At 58.7% G+C, this 19,135-nt stretch carries 14 protein-coding genes; 9 read left to right on the top strand and 5 right to left on the bottom strand.

Translation table 11 applies throughout. The features are described 5' to 3' along the window. Positions 1-46: 46 nt before the first annotated feature. From entF to fes, 3 genes are read right to left on the bottom strand one after another with little or no spacing between them, the layout of a single operon-like run. Positions 47-3,904 (bottom strand): enterobactin non-ribosomal peptide synthetase EntF, encoded by a 3,858-nt coding sequence (entF, locus tag SP99_RS05735; RefSeq protein WP_047957985.1) that lies wholly within the window; start codon positions 3,902-3,904, stop codon positions 47-49. Beyond that, complete coding sequence (locus SP99_RS05730; protein WP_047957984.1) at positions 3,901-4,113, bottom strand: MbtH family protein; 213 nt, start codon at positions 4,111-4,113, stop codon at positions 3,901-3,903. The genes entF and SP99_RS05730 overlap by 4 nt, the downstream gene beginning before the upstream one ends. 10 nt (positions 4,114-4,123) lie before the next feature. Beyond that, positions 4,124-5,323: an enterochelin esterase gene (fes, locus tag SP99_RS05725; RefSeq protein WP_047957983.1), complete on the bottom strand. Its 1,200-nt coding sequence runs from the start codon at positions 5,321-5,323 to the stop codon at positions 4,124-4,126. Between the two features lie 144 nt (positions 5,324-5,467). On the opposite strand from fes, the gene SP99_RS05720 reads away from it, so the two are divergent. The 5 genes from SP99_RS05720 to SP99_RS05700 all read left to right on the top strand — a co-directional run bounded on the left by SP99_RS05720 (position 5,468) and on the right by SP99_RS05700 (position 9,992). Then, positions 5,468-7,708 carry a TonB-dependent siderophore receptor gene (locus SP99_RS05720; RefSeq protein ID WP_047957982.1) on the top strand — a complete coding sequence of 747 codons (2,241 nt, stop codon included), beginning with the start codon at positions 5,468-5,470 and terminating at the stop codon, positions 7,706-7,708. Between the two features lie 61 nt (positions 7,709-7,769). Further along, positions 7,770-8,411: an enterobactin synthase subunit EntD gene (entD, locus tag SP99_RS05715; protein ID WP_047957981.1), complete on the top strand. Its 642-nt coding sequence runs from the start codon at positions 7,770-7,772 to the stop codon at positions 8,409-8,411. A gap of 158 nt (positions 8,412-8,569) precedes the next feature. Beyond that, positions 8,570-9,130, top strand: coding sequence for a hypothetical protein (locus tag SP99_RS05710; RefSeq protein WP_047957980.1), 561 nt, complete (start codon positions 8,570-8,572; stop codon positions 9,128-9,130). Next, entirely contained in the window at positions 9,127-9,483 is a 357-nt protein-coding gene (locus SP99_RS05705) for a putative T6SS immunity periplasmic lipoprotein (RefSeq protein WP_047957979.1), read from the top strand. Before SP99_RS05710 ends, SP99_RS05705 begins: the two co-directional genes overlap by 4 nt. Then, positions 9,483-9,992 carry an Hcp family type VI secretion system effector gene (locus tag SP99_RS05700; RefSeq protein ID WP_047957978.1) on the top strand — a complete coding sequence of 170 codons (510 nt, stop codon included), beginning with the start codon at positions 9,483-9,485 and terminating at the stop codon, positions 9,990-9,992. Before SP99_RS05705 ends, SP99_RS05700 begins: the two co-directional genes overlap by 1 nt. A 157-nt stretch (positions 9,993-10,149) precedes the next feature. Here SP99_RS05700 and betT read toward each other — a convergent pair whose 3' ends face one another. Continuing rightward, positions 10,150-12,183, bottom strand: a complete 2,034-nt coding sequence (betT, locus tag SP99_RS05695; RefSeq protein WP_025759672.1) for a choline BCCT transporter BetT — start codon at positions 12,181-12,183, stop codon at positions 10,150-10,152. Between the two features lie 128 nt (positions 12,184-12,311). Here betT and betI point away from each other — a divergent pair, with 128 nt between their 5' ends. Genes betI through betA form a run of 3 tightly spaced genes read left to right on the top strand, consistent with a single transcriptional unit; the run spans position 12,312 to position 16,063 of the window. Further along, complete coding sequence (gene betI, locus SP99_RS05690) at positions 12,312-12,899, top strand: transcriptional regulator BetI (RefSeq protein ID WP_025759674.1); 588 nt, start codon at positions 12,312-12,314, stop codon at positions 12,897-12,899. A gap of 13 nt (positions 12,900-12,912) precedes the next feature. Then, the gene (betB, locus tag SP99_RS05685) at positions 12,913-14,385 is read left to right on the top strand and encodes a betaine-aldehyde dehydrogenase (RefSeq protein ID WP_047957977.1); all 1,473 of its coding nucleotides are present in this window, start codon (positions 12,913-12,915) and stop codon (positions 14,383-14,385) included. Between the two features lie 13 nt (positions 14,386-14,398). After that, on the top strand, positions 14,399-16,063 hold the full coding sequence (gene betA, locus SP99_RS05680; RefSeq protein ID WP_045286420.1) for a choline dehydrogenase: 1,665 nt from the start codon (positions 14,399-14,401) through the stop codon (positions 16,061-16,063). 516 nt (positions 16,064-16,579) lie between these two features. Here the strand turns inward: betA and SP99_RS05675 are convergent. Next, the gene (locus SP99_RS05675; protein ID WP_047957976.1) at positions 16,580-17,278 is read right to left on the bottom strand and encodes a GNAT family N-acetyltransferase; all 699 of its coding nucleotides are present in this window, start codon (positions 17,276-17,278) and stop codon (positions 16,580-16,582) included. A gap of 199 nt (positions 17,279-17,477) precedes the next feature. On the opposite strand from SP99_RS05675, the gene SP99_RS05670 reads away from it, so the two are divergent. Continuing rightward, positions 17,478-19,046, top strand: a complete 1,569-nt coding sequence (locus SP99_RS05670) for an ABC transporter substrate-binding protein (RefSeq protein ID WP_047957975.1) — start codon at positions 17,478-17,480, stop codon at positions 19,044-19,046. The last annotated feature ends 89 nt before the right edge of the window (positions 19,047-19,135 follow it).

Below are 19,135 nucleotides of genomic sequence, written 5' to 3'. Positions count from 1 at the left end.
TCAGCTCCCGTAGGCCCGGTAAGCGCAGCGCCACCGGGCAGTTTCACTACCCCAATATCTCCCTCAACACCGGTCCTATCTTCTCAAACGCCTGCGCTGAAATGATGTCCACGTGGGCGCAGTCCTGGCGATACACCTCCAGTTCACCTACCCACGGCGACCAGGCCTGCTGCGGATCCAGCGTGCGCGTGCGCTCGGCAACAAACAGCGTCGCTTTACCCTCGAAGCGCGCGCTGTGTGCCGTGGTGAGCAAGCGCACCGCGTCAGCGTAGTTGCCTTCGATAGCGCTAAACAGCTCGCTGGAGCCCTGTCCGTGCTGGGCGGCGATAAACGCCTGTCGCTCGCGCTCGATTTCCGCCAGCACTGCCGGGTCGAGGCCGTTCGCCTCTTTCTCTGCCCAGTTCTGGGTTTCCGGCGGCCAGGTATCCAGCAGGCCGAGGAACGCGACGGCTTCCCCCTGCGCGCGCAGACGCGCGGCAATGCCCTGCGCCAGCGTGCCGCCAAGGGAATAGCCGAACAGGTAATACGGTCCCTGCGGCTGCTGTGCGCGCAACGTTTTCAGGTGATGTTCGATTACCTCATCCAGATCCGCACACTGCTGCATCGGCCCGTCCGGGCGAGGTGACTGAATGCCGGTAATGGACCAGCGCGGGCTAAGATAGCGAGCCAGCACGCTAAACTGCCACGCAAAACCGGAAGCCGGATGGAAGCAGAACAGCGTTGGACCGTCGCTTTCACGCAGCGGCAGCAGGGTTTCATACCCCAGACGCTGCGCCTGCGCGTCGCTCATCGACGAGTCCAGCAGCGCGCTGAGCTTGCTGACCGTGGAGGCGACCATAATCTGCCCCGGTGTGACCTTGCGGTCAAACGTGCGGCTCAGCTGTGCCGCGAGGCGCATCGCAAGCAGCGAGTGGCCGCCAAGGGCAAAGAAGTCGGCTTCGGTATCGTTGATCTCGCAGCCCAGCAGCGCGGCAAACGCCTGCGCGACGCCGATTTCGGTTGCGCTTTCCGGCGCGCGACCGGATGTTTTGCTGGTCAGCTCCGGCAGCGGCAGCGCCTTACGGTCGAGCTTGCCGTTGGCGCTTAACGGCAGCGCGCTGATTTGCAGCACCACTACCGGCACCATATGCGGCGGCAGCTGTGCTTTGAGTGATGCCAGCAGCGCGTCGCGATCCAGCGGCAGACCCGATTCAGAAACCACATACCCCACCAGTTGGCGCGCATCGCCGCCCGTCGCCGCCGCCTGATTGAACACGCAGGCGTGTGCCACGGCCTGGGCCACGTCCGGCAGCGACAGCAGCGCCCGGTCGATTTCGCCGAGCTCGATGCGCTGGCCGCGAATTTTCAACTGATCGTCGCTGCGGCCCAGATACTCCACCGCGCCGTTGTCCAGCCAGCGGGCCACGTCGCCGGTGCGGTACATCCGCTCGCCGGGCGCGAACGGATCGGCGATAAAGCGGCTGGCGGTCAGGTCCGGACGACCAAGGTACCCCTGCGCCAGCTGGATGCCGGTGAGGTACAGATCCCCCGCCACGCCAAACGGTACCGGGCGCATCATCGCATCCAGAATGCGCAGCCCCGTGTTCCACACCGGGAAACCGATCGGCACGCTGTTGCCTTCAACGGCCGCCAGTTCCGGGCCAAACGCCGGATACCAGCTGACGTCCACCGCCGCTTCGGTTGGACCATAGAGGTTATGCAGCGGCACATGGGTCAACGCTTCCCACTCACGGCACAGCGCCGTCGGCAGCGCTTCGCCGCTGCAGAACACCTGCTTAAGCGTGTTGCAGCACCCGACGTTTTCCGGCGTCAGCGAGGCGACAAACGCCGCCAGCATCGACGGCACGAAGTGGGTAGTGGTCACGCCATAGTGGGCGAAGAAGCTTTGCATCGCCTGCGGATCGCGGTGCACGTCCGGCTCGGCCATCACCAGCTTCGCCCCGGCGATAAACGGCCACCAGAACTCCCACACCGACACGTCAAAGCTGCACGGCGTTTTCTGCGCCACCACATCGTCCGCGCCCAGCGGATAATGGTCCTGCATCCACTTCAGGCGGTTAACGATGGCGGTATGGCCGACCATGACCCCTTTTGGACGCCCGGTCGAGCCGGAGGTAAAGATGATGTACGCCGTCTGCTCCGGCTTCGCCAGACGCAGCGGTTCAGCATCCGCGATCGGTAATAGTGTGTTGTAACTAAAGGAGGGAATCGGCAGATCGCTAAAGCGCGAACGCTGCTCGTCGGTGGTAATGAGCAGGGACGGCTTCGCGTCCTCCAGCATCATCCGCAGGCGGTCGTCCGGGTAGCCGGTGTCCAGCGGCAGCCACGCGGCACCCGCTTCGACGATGCCGTGCAAGGCCAGCGTCAGGAACACCGAGCGCGGCAGCGCCACCGCCACGCTGTCGCCCGGCTTCACGCCGCGCTCGCGCAGCAGGTTTGCCAGTGCCACCACCTGCTCACGCATCTGGCGATAGGTAAGCTCGATGTGCGCATCCGCCAGCGCGGGGGCATCAGGCGTGTTGCTTGCCTGCTCCGCCACCAGATCGGCGAGCGTAGTGGACGGCAGCGCCAGCCCGGTATTGTTGATGCGCGCGAGCTGTGCGTACTCCTGTTCTGAAACGATCTCCACCTCGCCACAGCGCAGGTCCGGGTTGGCGGCAAACTGCATGAGCATCGCGTTCAGCCGGGCAACATGACGGGTAAGCGTCGCTTCATCATAACGCAGCTTACTGGCGAGGATTTCAATACTGAGTCCCCCCTGTTCATCCGGGAACAGCGCCAGTTCAAGGTCATTCACCGGGCCGGTCGCCAGCGTGTAGGTGATGGCCTCCACGCCGTCGAGTTCCAGCCGGTAGTCGAACACCTTCACGTTCAACACGGGGCCGAACAGAGGCTCGTCGCCCGCCGCTTTCCCGCTGTCGCGCACGATCTGCTCGGCGTCGTAGCGCTGGTGGCGGCGCATTTTTTTTAGCTGGTTTGCCAGGCGCAGCGCCAGCGAGGGCAGGCTTTCCTGCGGATTGATATTCACCGCCAGCGGCAGGACGTTGAGCACCGGCCCGGTCGCGGTCAGCGCGGTCGATCCCATCCTGCGCATGAAGATAAACCCGGCGGCGTAGTCCAGCCGTCCGGTGAGGCGCCCTAGCCACAGCGTCACCAGCGCAAGCGCCAGTTCGGCGCGCTGCACCTGCCCTGTCGCCTGTACAAGCCGGCTAAAGGCGCGACCGTCAGTTACGATTTTCAGGCGCAGGATATCCGTTGTCGCGGCACGACCCGGCAGTGGCGCGGAAGAGAGCGAGACCGGCGAAGGCAGCTGCTTGCGCTGTTCGGCCCAGAAGGCACCGTCGCGCCGCCAGGCTTCACTGTCGCGATAGCGCTGGTACTCTTCCACCACCTCCGCAAACGGCGTGAACGGAGATTCAGGCGTGGGTTCGCCCTTTTGCCATGCGGAATAAATTGCGGCAATCTGGCGGGTAATGGCCGGGAAACTGAAGCCATCCACCACCAGATGGTGATAACGCTGATACCAGTACCAGCTCTGCTGCCCCACCTGAATCAGCTGGTGAAACGCCAGCGGCTGGCCGCTGTCAACGCGCAGGTTCTGGTTGAGATCGGCCTCCATCAGCGCCATAGCGGCGTCATGCGAGTCGACGCGCACGATGGGCGGTTCCGGCAGAATGAAGGTTTCATCTACCCACTGCCATACCTCACCGTTCTCTTGCGTAAAGCGCGTGCGCAGGGTATCGGCCTGCATCATGCCTGCCGCAATGGCTTTTGCCAGCAGCGGCGCGTCGATATCCCCTTTCAGCTCGGTGTAATGCGCCACGCTCCAGGCGTTTGGCAACGTGGACAGCTGTTCCGCCATCCAGATACCCGGCTGGGCGGCGACGAGAGGAAGACGGTTCATGCGTTCCCCTTTGCAAAATGAGACGGTTCCAGCGTTTGCCAGCGTTCCGCCAGCCACTGCTGGCACGCTTCCTGGGACTGTGCCTCGCACACCACACGCCACCCTGCCGGCAGTTCGCACTGCTGCGGCCACAGGCTGTACTGCCCGTGGTCGTTTTGCAAAATGGCGAACTGTCCCTGCGGATTATCGAAAGGATTGCTGAATTCCATACAGACTCCGTTATTGAATAAGCGGCTGCCAGAGGGTTATCAGCCCCTGCGTCAGCCCCCCGCGCCAGCAAAGCGCGTCGTGCCCGCCGTCAACCTGACGCCAGTAAACCTGCTGTTGCGCATGCAGTTCGGCGTAAATCGCCTGATTCGCATTGAAAATGAGCGGCTCGTTGCGCCCGGCCTCCAGGACAATACGCAGCCCACGCGCGGTTATCTCCCCCGCTCTGAGTTGTTCGATAAGGCGTCCCTCCTGCTGCCCGCCGCGATGCGGCCACCAGTAGGAGCCGGACTGGCTGAGCACGCAGCCAAAACGCTGCGGCCAGTTGAGGCCCGCATACAGGGAAGAGAGTCCGCCAAAGCTTTGGCCCGCCACCACCGTACGGTCGGCGCGGTCGCTGAACGGCGCGCGTTTTTTGACAAGCGGGAGAAGTTCTTCCTGCACCGCCAGCCAGAAATCGGGGTTACAGGGCAGTTCGCTGTTGCGATGCGCCATGTCGATCGCATCGATCAACACGTAGACGGCAGGCGGCAGCTTGCGCCCGGCAGTAAGCGACGCCAGCGCAGGCCAGACGGGCATGCTTTCGGCCCAGAACTGACCGTCGAGCAGCACGGCCAGCGGGCGTTCCGGGCTATCGTCCCCGGTGGTAAAAATCCATACGCGGCGGCGGTTTTTCAGGCGCGCGCTTTCCCATTCAATGCAGACCGGCGCGTTGTGAGGGGTATCGGAATGATGCCAGCCCGGCTGAACCGGTGCTTCCGGCATCTCCAGCGCCGAGACGGCATGGCCGCGCCCGCCGCGCCAGCTCTGCGGATTTAGCGGGTCAGACACCGCGTGCGGCAGCAGTTTTCGCCAGCCTTCGCGCAGCGCCAGGCGGTCCGGCTTCTGGCCTGCGAACACGGCGTCGGCAAAATCGTTTTCATTCACAGAGGGGATAAAACAGTAGCTCCCGCGCCACGCGGGGGTGAACTCGCCCTGCCACTGCCAGACGTCGGTATCAGGAATGCGTTCGAGGGATTGCGGGCGGGCATTCTGGTGGTGATCGGTCACGCCGGTGACGTAGAGCCAGACGCGTTTGATCGGTGACGTTCTTTGCGTTCCTGCCGGGTCACGCCACCAGAACGTGACGCGATATTTCCCTTTTTCCCGTGTCCATTCAGGCCCGTTTTTCGACTGCCACCACGCTTCACTGCCCGTTGTTAACGCCGTCACCCTTATAACCTCATGTTTAACAGTCTTTTTTGTTTCAGAGCAAATTTTATTGATAATATTATTGATAACTATTTGCATTTGCAATAGCGTAGTGGCCGCGCTGTGGGAAGCGCTCATAAAACAACCATAAAAGCAGGACGTACAATGAATAAGAAGATTCACTCTCTGGCCTTGCTGGTCAATTTAGGGATTTACGGCGCCGCGCTGCCCGCGCTGGCAGACGATAACAACGCCTCCGCGCAGCACGAAGACACCATGGTCATTACCGCCGCCGAGCAGAACCTGCAGGCACCGGGGGTATCAACCATCACCGCCGATGAGATCCGTAAAAACCCGCCCGCGCGCGACGTGGCGGAAATCATCCGTACCATGCCGGGCGTGAACCTGACCGGGAACTCCACCAGCGGCCAGCGCGGGAATAACCGTCAGATTGATATTCGCGGCATGGGGCCGGAAAACACCCTGATCCTGATCGATGGCAAGCCGGTGACCAGCCGTAACTCTATCCGTCTGGGCTGGCGCGGCGAGCGTGATACCCGCGGCGATACCGGCTGGGTACCGCCAGAGATGATTGAGCGCATCGAAGTGATCCGCGGACCGGCAGCCGCGCGCTACGGCAACGGTGCGGCAGGCGGCGTGGTGAACATCATCACCAAAAAGTTCGACGACCAGTGGCATGGCTCCTGGAACACCTACCTGAATGCGCCAGAACACAAGGACGAAGGTTCCACCAAACGCACCAACTTCAGCCTGAGCGGCCCGCTTGGCGGCGATTTCAGCTTCCGCATGTTTGGTAACCTGGACAAAACGCAAGCCGACGCGTGGGACATCAACCAGGGTCACCAGTCTGAGCGTACCGGCGCCTACGCCAATACCCTGCCGGCTGGCCGGGAAGGTGTGGAGAACAAAGACATTAACGGAGTGGTCCGCTGGGACTTCGCGCCGATGCAGTCCCTGGAGTTTGAAGCAGGTTACAGCCGTCAGAACAACCTCTACGCGGGTGATACTCAGAACACCAACAACGACAACGCGCTGGTGAAAAAGAATTACGGCAAAGAGACCAACCGTATCTATCGCCAGAACTTCGCCGTTACCTGGAACGGCGGCTGGGATAACGGCATAACCACCAGCAACTGGGCGCAGTACGAGCACACCCGCAACTCCCGCCTGGGCGAAGGGCTGGCGGGAGGTCTGGAAGGCCTGTTCAACAGCAATAAATTCACCGACACTGACCTGGCCGACGTGATGTTGCACAGCGAGATCAACCTGCCGATTGATTTCCTCGTTAACCAGAACCTGACGCTGGGCACCGAATGGAACCAGCAGCGCATGAAGGACTCCACCTCCTTCACGCAAACCCTGCAGGGCGGCACTATCCCGGGGATGAGTAACGATCGCAGTCCGTACACCTCGGCAGAGATTTTCTCCCTGTTCGCCGAGAACAATATGGAGCTAACCGACAGCACCATGCTGACCCCGGCGCTGCGCTTCGACCATCACACCATCGTCGGCAACAACTGGAGCCCGTCCCTGAACCTGTCGCAAGGTCTGGGGGATAACTTCACGCTGAAGATGGGGATCGCGCGCGCCTACAAAGCGCCGAGCCTGTACCAGACCAACCCAAACTACCTGCTCTACAGCAAAGGCCAGGGCTGCTACGCCAGCTCCGATGGTGTGGGCTGCTACATGATGGGTAATGAGGATCTGAAGGCCGAAACCAGCATCAACAAAGAGATTGGTCTGGAGTGGAAGCGCGACGGCTGGCTGGCGGGCGTGACCTGGTTCCGCAACGACTACCGCGACAAGATTGAAGCGGGCTACGCGCCGATTGGTCACACCTCCTCCGGTAAAGTGCAGACCGATATCTACCAGTGGGAAAACGTGCCGAAAGCGGTGGTTGAAGGGCTGGAAGGATCCCTGAACGTGCCGGTCAGCGACACCATTAACTGGACCAATAACATCACTTACATGCTGCAGAGCAAGAACAAGGAGACCGGCGATCGTCTGTCGATTATCCCGGAGTACACGCTGAACTCGACCCTGAGCTGGCAGGTCCATCAGGACGTGTCGCTCCAGTCAACTTTCACCTGGTACGGCAAGCAGCAGCCGAAGAAGTACAACTACAAAGGTCAGCCGGTGACCGGTTCTGAAAAAGACGAAGTCAGCCCGTACAGCATCGTTGGCCTGAGCGCGACCTGGGACATGACCAAAAACGTCAGCCTGACCGGCGGCGTGGATAACGTCTTCGACAAGCGCCAGTGGCGTGCGGGTAATGCCCAGACCACGGGTAACGCCACCACCGGCGCGTATATGTACGGTGCAGGGGCGTATACGTATAATGAACCGGGTCGCACCTGGTATATGAGCGTGAATACGCGTTTTTAAGGCACTGAAGTCAATCCTTCCCTCTCCCCTCAGGGGAGAGGGTCAGGGTGAGGGGAAAACCATGCACACCACCCACCGCACGCTCATTCTCGCCAACCACACCGTCCACCACATCACCTTCGATCCCACGACCTTCACCGAAGCCGATCTCCTCTGGCTCCCCCATCACGCTGAACTTGCAAACGCCGGACGCAAACGCAAAGCAGAGCATCTGGCCGGTCGCATCGCCGCCGCGCATGCTTTACCTGAACATACCGTTCCCGGCATCGGCCCCAGCGGCGAACCACTCTGGCCAGAAGGCATTTCAGGCAGCATCACCCACAGCGGCACGCAGGCAATGGCGGTTGTCGTCCATCATCCCGATGCGAGGGTGGGTATTGATTGCGAAGCCATACTTCCAGACAGTGAAGCCCGGGAAATCCAGGACGGCATTATTGATGCGCAGGAAGCGATGTGCCTGATGCGTTCGGGCTACCCTTTCGCGCTGGCGCTGACGCTGGCGTTTAGCGCCAAAGAGAGTCTGTTTAAGGCGCTCTTTCCGCAGGTGAAGAATTTTATGGATTTTGACTGTGCTCGTATTACGCGACTCGATGAAAGAACACTTACGCTGGCGTTGACCCGCCCACAGGCGGATTTTAAAGAAAACACGCTATTTACACTTCACTGGTTACTTGATGGTAATCAAGTCATCACTTTGCTGTAACGCGCGTCAGGCATCGAAAATCTTTATTCAGCCACTCTTTCACTCCTTTTATTTCTCGCAATGCAAAAAATACTTTTTAGGAATATATCAATCTTCTTTTCCATTTCGGCAGGAGTAGGATAAAACCCCAATAACCACATTATTAAAATGGATTTATGATGCCGGTAAATGAACGCATTATTCCCACCTCAGGAACCCCGATTAACCCAGGCGGTATCCGACAACTCACCATCGGTGAGATAGCCCTCGCGAAGACGCTTTATGGTTACAGTATCCATTATCATCTGGTGTGGGTGCACAGGGAAAGTTATCTTCCTTTTAATCTCCAGCCTGTCGATATAGCGATGAGTCCCAATGGTGAGATGTGGTACAGAGAGGAAACGTATTCACCGGATTTTTCGTTAGAGAAAAGCCTCCGAAAAAAGCATCGATTCATGCATGAAATGATGCACGTCTGGCAGACACAAAAAGGAATGTTAGTCAGAACCAGGGGACTATTTTCTGGCATTGCTGACTATTCATACAGCTTAGATAAAGCAGATTTATTGCATTATGGTTTAGAGCAACAGGCATCAATAGTAAGTGACTATTGGTTATTGAAATACCATGGATTAAAAAACAATGAGCATTTGTTTGAATATCGTGATTTTAACCAAAATGAGACAATTTATTATCTTCTTCAGAAATACCAAGCGATTTTGAGAGGTTTTCCTGGATGAAAAAAATAATTACCTTGCTTAGTTTATGCATTTTACTGACGGGCTGTCCAGGAGGCAAACGTGCACCACATCCCAGAGCCACGTACATTAATGGGGATTATCTTTGTTTTAGCGTAAATAAAAAAGATAAACTTAATTACTATACAATTTATTCTAGTGAAGGTAACGATATAACTATCGTGACGGGTTCCGGAAGACAACAATTGAATCTTAACTACCCTGACAATTGCATAAATATCAATTGGAAATATGGATACACCTACGTAATTAACTATGGCCTGAATGGTGAAGATTATGAACATGAGTTTTTTATCGATAACGACGGGCAACTAACTAATCTGGGAGGATTATAATGTCACTACCCGCTTACCTACTTCTCTACGATGAGCACGGGATGCTCGTACAGGGCGATTGTATGATGCCAGGACGAGAAGGTGCAATCGAGATCATGAACAGCAGCTATAGTGTAAAACAAGCCGTCGACAGCCATACCGGAAATATGACCGGAACAAGACAGCATGGTCCGGTTACTCTGCATAAGCAATTAGATAAAGTGAGTCCTTATCTTGCCGTTGTCGCTTGCGAAGGAAGACGCCTGCAAAAAGCAATTATCAAATATTATGAAATTATTGAAGCGGGAGCAGAAAGAGAGATCTACACTATTACGCTTGATAGCGTGGTAATCTCATCTTTAGATTTTACACATGTATACTATCCAGGTAGTTCTGCGCCTAACATGCATGAAGTAGTAGGCCTGCGATTCCGTGGTATTCAATGGAACTATGTAAAAGGAAATATCAGATATGATGATGCATGGATGAAACCTGCGCAGAAAGAAAAACAGAATGGTGAATATAAATAAAGAAAATATTGCCCTTCAGTCCCATAGCACATTTAACGCCTGATGGCGCTTCGCTTATCAGGCCTACGGTAAACCGGTTTTGTAGGCCGGGTAAGGCATCGCCGCCACCCGGCATGAGGGCAGCGACGATGCCTTTGTACGTTCTTCAGATCAAGCCTCAAACATCCGGAAACATCACGCTATTCCCCGGCGCTTCCCTGTGCAGATGGATAAAGTTCAGGTGCCGTTCATACTGGTCCAGAATGTCCGTAATCACCTGCTCCTTGCTGTAATCCATCAAATCATTCCCCTGGCTCCCTTCCAGCAGGAACGTCTCAAGCCGGTAGTAGGTCGATTTCCCGCTGCGCGCCCGGTAGGTGAATCCGGGTACCGAGTACTGCTGCGGCCAGATCTGGTAGACAAAGTTCTGCTCGTCGCCCATGTGCACCAGCAGATCCAGATGCCCCAGGTTTTCCCCCTCTTCCGGCGGCAGGTTTTTCAGCTCCACATAAGCGCCACGCAGTTTCAGCTCCTGCGCCACCTCCTCCATCGCCGGGAAACAGACCGTCTCCATCATCTGGCGGGTGTAGCGCGTGCCCGGGTAGTTCATCAGGCGCGACAGGCGTTTCTTCCAGCTCAGCCTGTCCTGCGCCCCCATCGGACGTGGCGCGGTGTCGCGGCTGGCGCTGACGCGGCGGTAATCTTCCACTTTGAGAGATTTATACAGCCCGGCCATCACGAAGAAAATGACGAAGCTGAACGGCAGCCCCATGATCACCGTGGTGTTCTGCAGGGCGGAAATGCCGTTGGTCATCAGCATGCCGAGCGTCAGCAGGCCGATGGCGACCGACCAGAAGATGCGCAGCCAGTTTGGCGCGTCGCTGTTGATGTCCTTGAGCTTCGAGGTGAAGTTGCCCAGCACCAGCGCGCCGGAATCCGCCGAGGTGACGTAGAACAGCAGGCCGGTAATGGTCGCCACGGACGCGCTAAAGGTAAACGCCGGATACTGCGCCAGCAGGCTGTAGAAGCCGCGCTCCGGGTGCGCCATCGCTTCCTGCGCAAAGGTCGCGTTGCCGTGGATAATCTCATGCAGCGCGCTGTTACCAAACACCGACAGCCACAGCAGTGTAAAGGTGAACGGGATAATCAGCGTGCCCATCACAAACTGACGGATGGTGCGGCCACGTGAAATACGCGCCAGGAACAGACCAACGAACGGCGACCACGCCACCCACCACGCCCAGAAGAACAGCGTCCAGTTGTTCATCCACTCTACCGGGCGGTCGAAGGCGAAGCTGTTCAGCGTCATGCCCATAAAGCGGTTTACGTAGTCGCCCACGTTCAGCACTAAGGCATTGAGCAGGAACGAGGTATCGCCCATAAACAACACGAACAGGATCAGACCCAGCGCCAGCGCGACGTTCAGCTCGGAGAGCACGCGGATGCCCTTATCCACGCCGGAGGTCACCGAAATGGTGGCGATAATCACCGAGAGCGCAATCAGCGCCGCTTTCGCCGCCATCGAATCCGGAATATCAAACAGCACGCTCAGCCCATAGTTGAGCTGCACCACGCCAATCCCCAGCGTGGTGGCGATCCCGAAGATGGTGCCGATCACCGCTGCAATATCCACGCTGTGGCCAATCGGGCCGTTTATTTTTTTCCCGAATATTGGGTACAGCGCGGAGCGGATGGTCAGGGGCAAATTATAACGATAGCTAAAGTATCCCAGCGCCATCCCCATCAGGGCATACATCGACCAGCCAGTCAGGCCGTAGTGGAACAGGGTCCAGACCATCGCCTGGCGCGCGGCCTCCATCGTCTGCCCCGCCCCTTCCGGCGGCTGCATATATTGCGTGACCGGTTCGGCCACGGAGAAGAACATCAGATCGATGCCGATACCTGCGGCAAACAGCATCGCCGCCCAGCTCAGCAGGCTGAACTCGGGTTTTGAGTGCTCGGGCCCGAGCTTCACGGAGCCGAAACGCGAACAGGCCACGCAGACCACAAAGACGATATAGAGCGTCGCCGCCAGTAAGTAGTACCAGCCGAAGGTCTTCGACACCCAGTTCAGGGTGCGTCCAATCCACTCGGCAGAGAAGTTGCTAAAGAAGATCGTCGTCAGGGAAAACAACAAAATCAGTCCTGCGGAAGTATAAAAAACAACCGGATTGATTTTGTCCTTTTCTCTGTTTTGCGAAAGATCTGTCATCCAGTATCCCCACTGTTTTTGTAACTATTAAAATCCAAATCCGCAACAATTAAGACACATTTTATATTGAACGTCCAATCAAAAACCGCTTTAATGGTTAACCAACGCTGATGAATGGAGTGGCAATAATGCCCAAAGTGGGGATGCAGCCGATCCGGCGCAGGCAACTGATCAACGCCACGCTGGAAGCAATAAATGAAGTGGGAATGCATGACGCGACGATCGCGCAGATCGCCCGTCGCGCAGGCGTTTCCACGGGGATCATCAGTCACTACTTCAGAGACAAAAACGGCCTGCTGGAAGCGACCATGCGCGACATCACCGGCCAGCTGCGCGACGCGGTATTAAGCCGCCTGCATGCCCTGCCGGACGGCAGCGCGGAGCAGCGCCTGCAGGCGATTGTCGGCGGTAACTTTGATGAAACCCAGGTCAGCAGCGCGGCGATGAAGGCCTGGCTGGCCTTCTGGGCGAGCAGCATGCACCAGCCGATGCTCTACCGCCTGCAGCAGGTGAGCAGCCGCCGTCTGCTCTCAAACCTGGTGTACGAGTTCCGCCGCGAACTGCCGCGCGAACAGGCCCAGGAAGCGGGCTACGGGCTGGCGGCACTGATTGACGGCCTGTGGCTGCGCGCCGCCCTGAGCGGTAAACCGCTGGATAAAAATCTGGCCCAGTCGCTCACCAGCCACTTCATCAGCCAGCATTTACCGACCGAATAACCGAGGAGAATTTATGTCCCGAATGGCAGAACAGCAGCTTTATATCAATGGTGGTTATACATCCGCCACCAGCGGTCGCACCTTCGAGACCATCAACCCGGCCAACGGTGAAGTCCTGGCAAGCGTGCAGGCCGCCGGGCGCGAGGATGTGGACCGCGCCGTGGAAAGCGCAAAGCGCGGGCAAAAGATCTGGGCGGCAATGACTGCGATGGAGCGCTCTCGCGTTCTGCGTCGCGCCGTCGACATCCTGCGCGAGCGGAACGACGAGCTGGCAAAGCTGGAAACCCTCGACACCGGTAAAGCGTATTCCGAAACCTCAACCGTGGACATCGTCACCGGCGCGGACGTGCTGGAGTATTACGCGGGGCTGATCCCGGCGCTGGAAGGCAGCCAGATCCCCCTGCGCGAGACGTCGTTCGTCTATACCCGCCGCGAACCGCTGGGCGTAGTGGCGGGTATCGGCGCGTGGAACTACCCGATCCAGATCGCCCTGTGGAAATCCGCCCCGGCGCTGGCGGCAGGTAACGCGATGATCTTCAAGCCGAGCGAAGTGACCCCGCTTACCGCCCTGAAACTTGCCGAAATCTATACCGAAGCGGGTCTGCCGGACGGCGTGTTTAACGTCCTGCCGGGCGTGGGTGCGGAGACCGGCCAGTACCTGACTGAACATCCGGGTATCGCTAAAGTCTCCTTTACCGGCGGCGTCGCCAGCGGCAAAAAAGTGATGGCCAACGCGGCGGGCTCGTCCCTGAAAGAGGTGACGATGGAGCTGGGTGGCAAATCTCCGCTGATTATTTTCGACGACGCGGATCTCGATCTCGCGGCCGACATCGCCATGATGGCGAACTTTTTCAGCTCCGGCCAGGTGTGCACCAACGGCACCCGCGTGTTCGTCCCCGCAAAGGCTAAGGCGGCGTTTGAGCAGAAAATCGTTGAGCGCGTGGGCCGCATCCGCGCGGGCGATCTGTTCGATGAACGCACCAACTTTGGCCCGCTGGTCAGCTTCCCGCACCGTGACAATGTGCTGCGCTACATCGCCAAAGGCAAAGCAGAAGGCGCGCGCGTGCTGTGTGGCGGCGACGTGCTGAAGGGCGAAGGTTTTGATAACGGCGCGTGGGTAGCCCCGACCGTGTTCACTGACTGCACCGACGAGATGACCATCGTGCGCGAGGAGATCTTCGGCCCGGTGATGTCCATCCTCACCTACGCGTCCGAGGAAGAAGCGATCCGCCGCGCCAACGACACCGACTACGGTCTGGCGGCGGGTATCGTCACGGCCGACCTGAACCGCGCCCACGGCGCCATTCATCAGCTCGATGCGGGCATCTGCTGGATCAACACCTGGGGGGAATCCCCGGCGGAGATGCCGGTTGGCGGCTACAAACACTCCGGCATTGGCCGCGAGAATGGGGTGATGACGCTGCAAAGCTACACCCAGGTGAAGTCCATCCAGGTTGAGATGGGTAAATTCCAGTCCATATTTTAACCGGGAGGTTTTTTTGCAATTTGACTACATCATTATCGGAGCCGGCTCTGCCGGCAACGTTCTGGCGACACGACTGACTGAAGATCCGGCTACCACCGTCCTGCTGCTTGAGGCGGGCGGCCCGGATTACCGCTTTGACTTCCGCACCCAGATGCCCGCCGCGCTGGCGTTTCCGCTGCAGGGCAAGCGCTACAACTGGGCGTACGAAACCGAACCTGAGCCGTACATGAACAACCGCCGCATGGAGTGCGGACGCGGCAAAGGGCTGGGCGGCTCGTCGCTGATCAACGGCATGTGCTACATCCGCGGTAACGCGATGGATCTGGACAACTGGGCCAAAGAGCCAGGTCTGGAACACTGGAGCTATCTCAACTGCCTGCCCTACTACCGCAAGGCAGAAACCCGCGACGTGGGGCCGAACGACTACCACGGCGGCGACGGCCCGGTGAGCGTCACCACCTCCAAACCGGGCGTGAACCCGCTGTTTGAAGCGATGGTGGAAGCGGGCGTACAGGCGGGCTATCCGCGCACCGACGACCTCAACGGCTACCAGCAGGAAGGCTTCGGCCCGATGGACCGCACGGTGACGCCGCAGGGCCGACGCGCCAGCACCGCGCGCGGCTATCTCGATCAGGCCAAACCGCGCCCGAACCTGACCATCCGCACCCACGCCATGACCGATCGCATTCTGTTTGACGGCAAACGTGCGTCAGGCGTCGAGTGGCTGGAGGGCGAAAGCACTATTCCGTCCAGAGCGACGGCGAAAAAAGAGGTGCTGCTGTGTGCAGGCGCGATTGCTTCGCCGCAGATCCTTCAGCGCTCCGGCGTGGGCAACGCGGACCTGCTGAAGCAGTTCGATATTCCGCTGGTCCACGACCTGCCCGGCGTGGGCGAAAACCTGCAGGATCACCTGGAGATGTACCTCCAGTACGAATGCAAAGAGCCGGTCTCCCTCTACCCTGCCCTGCAGTGGTGGAACCAGCCGAAGATTGGCGCCGAGTGGCTGTTTGGCGGCACCGGCGTGGGGGCGAGCAACCACTTCGAGGCGGGCGGGTTTATCCGCAGCCGCGAGGAGTTTGAATGGCCGAACATTCAGTACCACTTCCTGCCGGTAGCCATTAACTACAACGGTTCAAACGCGGTAAAAGAGCACGGCTTCCAGTGCCACGTGGGCTCCATGCGTTCGCCAAGCCGCGGGCACGTGCGTATTAAATCGCGCGATCCGCACCAGCATCCGGCGATTTTGTTCAACTATATGTCACACGAGCAGGACTGGCAGGAGTTCCGCGACGCGATCCGCATCACCCGTGAGATCATGCACCAACCGGCGCTGGACAAATACCGCGGCCGCGAAATCAGTCCCGGTATCGAATGTCAGACCGACGAGCAGTTGGACGAGTTCGTGCGTAACCACGCCGAAACCGCCTTCCACCCGTGCGGGAGCTGCAAAATGGGCTATGACGAGATGGCGGTGGTCGACGGCGAAGGCCGCGTTCACGGGCTGGAAGGGCTACGGGTGGTGGATGCGTCGATTATGCCGCAAATCATTACCGGCAACCTGAACGCCACGACCATAATGATCGGCGAGAAAATTGCCGACGCCATTCGCGGGCGCGAGCCGCTGGCGAAGAGTACGGCGGCATATTATGTGGCGAACGGGGCACCGGTTCGCCGTTGAGATGCCTGATGCCCTCACCCCGGCCCTCTCCCACAGGACTGAGGGTTCCCCACCAAATAATGTCTGCCCCGACGACCCCCTCTCCCTTGAGGGAGAGGGCTGGGGTGAGGGGGAACATACGGCTCTGGTGGACATTCCGTTCACTTTATGTTCATTGCTACTCTGTAACAACATGACCAGTGAACGTGCCAGGGCGGCTCAATCGCCACCGCCCTGGCTACCCGGGCTCCCGGCGGTAAATCGCCGCTTCGCGGTACCCTCAGCTTATTCCTCCAGGCTATCGGGTCGGGCATGAGCCTGCATCCCTGCAGGCCACGCCCTCTCGGCGCATCCCTGCGCCTCGCCCCGGCCTTACGGAAACGCCTCGGCGATTTACAGCCGGACCAGGGCATCGCTGTAATTTATTCATTTTACTGAAACAACCTTCGTCGCTTCCGGTAAAAAATTACTGGGGATCCCTCAGCCCACAGGGAGAGGGTGACAACCTATTCCCTGTGGGTGAGGGATGAGGGAAAATTACGTCCGAAACGCCTCTAACCGCGTAATCTGCCGCCCTTCCCCGTCAAAATTCTCCGCCGCCAGCCAGGCGCGCAGTTCCACGTCTCTTTGCGACCATTCGCCGTCAATAATAGAAAGCATATCGCTGTCGCGGTTACGCCCCTTGCGCACCAGCTTCTGCCGCAGCCGCCCTTCCCAGACAAACCCCAGCCGCTCCGCCGCCCTGCGCGAGGCGATGTTCATCGAATCGCACTTCCACTCCACCCGGCGGTAGCCGTGTTCGAACGCATTTTTCAGCAGCAGCCATACCGTTTCGGTGCCGATGCGGGAGCCTTTCATCTTCCGCGACCAGGTCACGTGACCGATTTCGACCGACCCCAGCAGCCGCTCGTTGGCCATATAGCTCACCAGCCCGACCGCGCGCTCCGTGCGTAAATCAATGACGGCAAACGGCACCAGCTCATCGTCCATCACCTTCGCCATGATCCAATGCGCAGTGGCTTCCACACTCATGGGCTGCGTGCTGGCAAGCCATGTCCAGTCGCTGTCGTCACCCAGCGCGTAGGCCTCGTAAAGATCGGCCGCGTGGCGATCGGCATCCAGCGGCTCCAGACGGCAATACAGGCCGAACAGCGGCGTGCGGGTCAGCACGCGCGCGCCTTTCCAGTCGGGAACAATATCGTTGACGGTTTGACCATGTTGATTAATTTCGGGCACGGCAATGACTCCCTGAAAGGTAAGGAGTTTGTTATAGCAGGTTAAAAAGCGGGCGAAAAGCAGCGTATGTTAATAGCCCGAACGCATGCATTATTCCTGGAGGGCATAAGCAAAGCAGAATTTCGACTTTGCGTATATCCTTCGCCAGCCTAACGTAGCGGAACATAAAACAAACAATATATTTTCTTCAGGGATCGCTATGACAAAAAAACTGCTGCCTTTACTGGTGCTGGCTACACTTTCCGCTGCGGCTCACGCGGCTACACCCCCCAATACGCTGGTTGTCGCCCAGGGACTTGATGACATTGTGAGCCTCGACCCGGCAGAAGCCAACGAGCTTTCCAGTATCCAGACCGTGCCCAGCCTGTATCAGCGCCTGGTGCAGCCGGACCGCAACAACCCGGAAAAAATCACCCCGATTCTGGCAGAAAGCTGGCAGGCGGACGCGGCAGCAAAAACCCTGACTATCAAACTCAGGCCCGATGCCAGATTTGCCTCCGGCAACCCGCTGCGTCCGGAAGACGTGATCTTCTCCTATACCCGCGCCGTGACGCTGAACAAATCCCCGGCCTTTATTCTCAACGTGCTGGGATGGGAGGCGGGCAACATCGCCAGCCAGCTGAAGAAAGTGGATGACCACACCGTGCAGCTGCACTGGACGGCGGACGTCAGCCCTGCCGTGGCACTCAACATTCTCTCCACGCCGATCGCCTCCATCGTCGATGAGAAGCAGGTCGCAGCGAACGTGAAGGATAACGACTTCGGCAACGCGTGGCTGAAAATGCACTCGGCGGGCAGCGGCGCGTTCAAAATGCGCGTCTACCAGCCGCATCAGGCCATTGTGCTGGAAGCCAACGACTCGGCGCCCGGTGGCGCGCCGAAGCTTAAGAGCATCATCATTAAAAACGTTCCCGATCCGGCTTCCCGCCGCCTGCTGATCCAGCAGGGCGACGCGGACGTGGCGCGCGATCTGGGTGCAGACCAGATCAGCGCGCTCGACGGCAAGCCGGGCGTGAAGGTACTGAGCATCCCGTCTGCGGAGCAGAATTACCTGGTGTTTAACACCGGCAACAGCGCCAACCCGCTGCTGAACAACCCGGCCTTCTGGGAAGCGGCGCGCTGGCTGGTGGACTATGACGGCATTACCAAAAACCTGCTGAAAGGCCAGTATTTTGTCCATCAGAGCTTCCTGCCGGTCGGTCTGCCGGGCGCGCTGGAAGATAATCCGTTTAAATTTGATCCGGCGAAAGCGAAAGCCATCCTCGCCAAAGCGGGTATTAAAGACGCCCACTTCACCCTGGACGTGGAGAACAAGCCGCCGTTTATCACCATCGCGCAGTCGATGCAGGCGAGCTTTGCGCAGGGTGGCGTGAAGGTGGATCTGTTGCCCGCCGCCGGGAGTCAGGTGTACGCCCGCGTGCGTGCGAAGCAGCATCAGGCGGCAATTCGTCTGTGGATCCCGGACTACTTTGACGCGCACTCCAACGCCAGCGCCTTCGCGTGGAACGACGGTAAATCCAGCACCGTGGCCGGACTGAACGGCTGGAAAATTCCGGAGCTGAACAAGGCCACGCTGGCGGCGGTGGCCGAGCCGGATCCGGCGAAACGTCTGGATCTGTACAAGAAAATGCAGGAACAGCTGCAGCACAACTCGCCGTACGTGTTCGTCGACCAGGGCAAAACCCAGATCGTCGTGCGCGAAAACGTGAAGGGGTATCAGCAGGGGCTGAACGCGGATATGGTCTGGTACGATCGCGTTACGAAGTAGCCCTTGTTGCCGGGTGGCGCTGCGCTTACCCGGCCTACGTTCTCGGTTTTTGTAGGCCGGGTAAGGCGAAGCCGCCACCCGGCATGAAG

The sequence above is a fragment of the Enterobacter sp. BIDMC92 genome (assembly GCF_001030225.1).
GTDB classification, from domain to species: domain Bacteria; phylum Pseudomonadota; class Gammaproteobacteria; order Enterobacterales; family Enterobacteriaceae; genus Enterobacter; species Enterobacter sichuanensis.
Note: the sequence above shows the minus strand (reverse complement) of the source record. Positions and strands in the feature narration are given on the sequence as shown.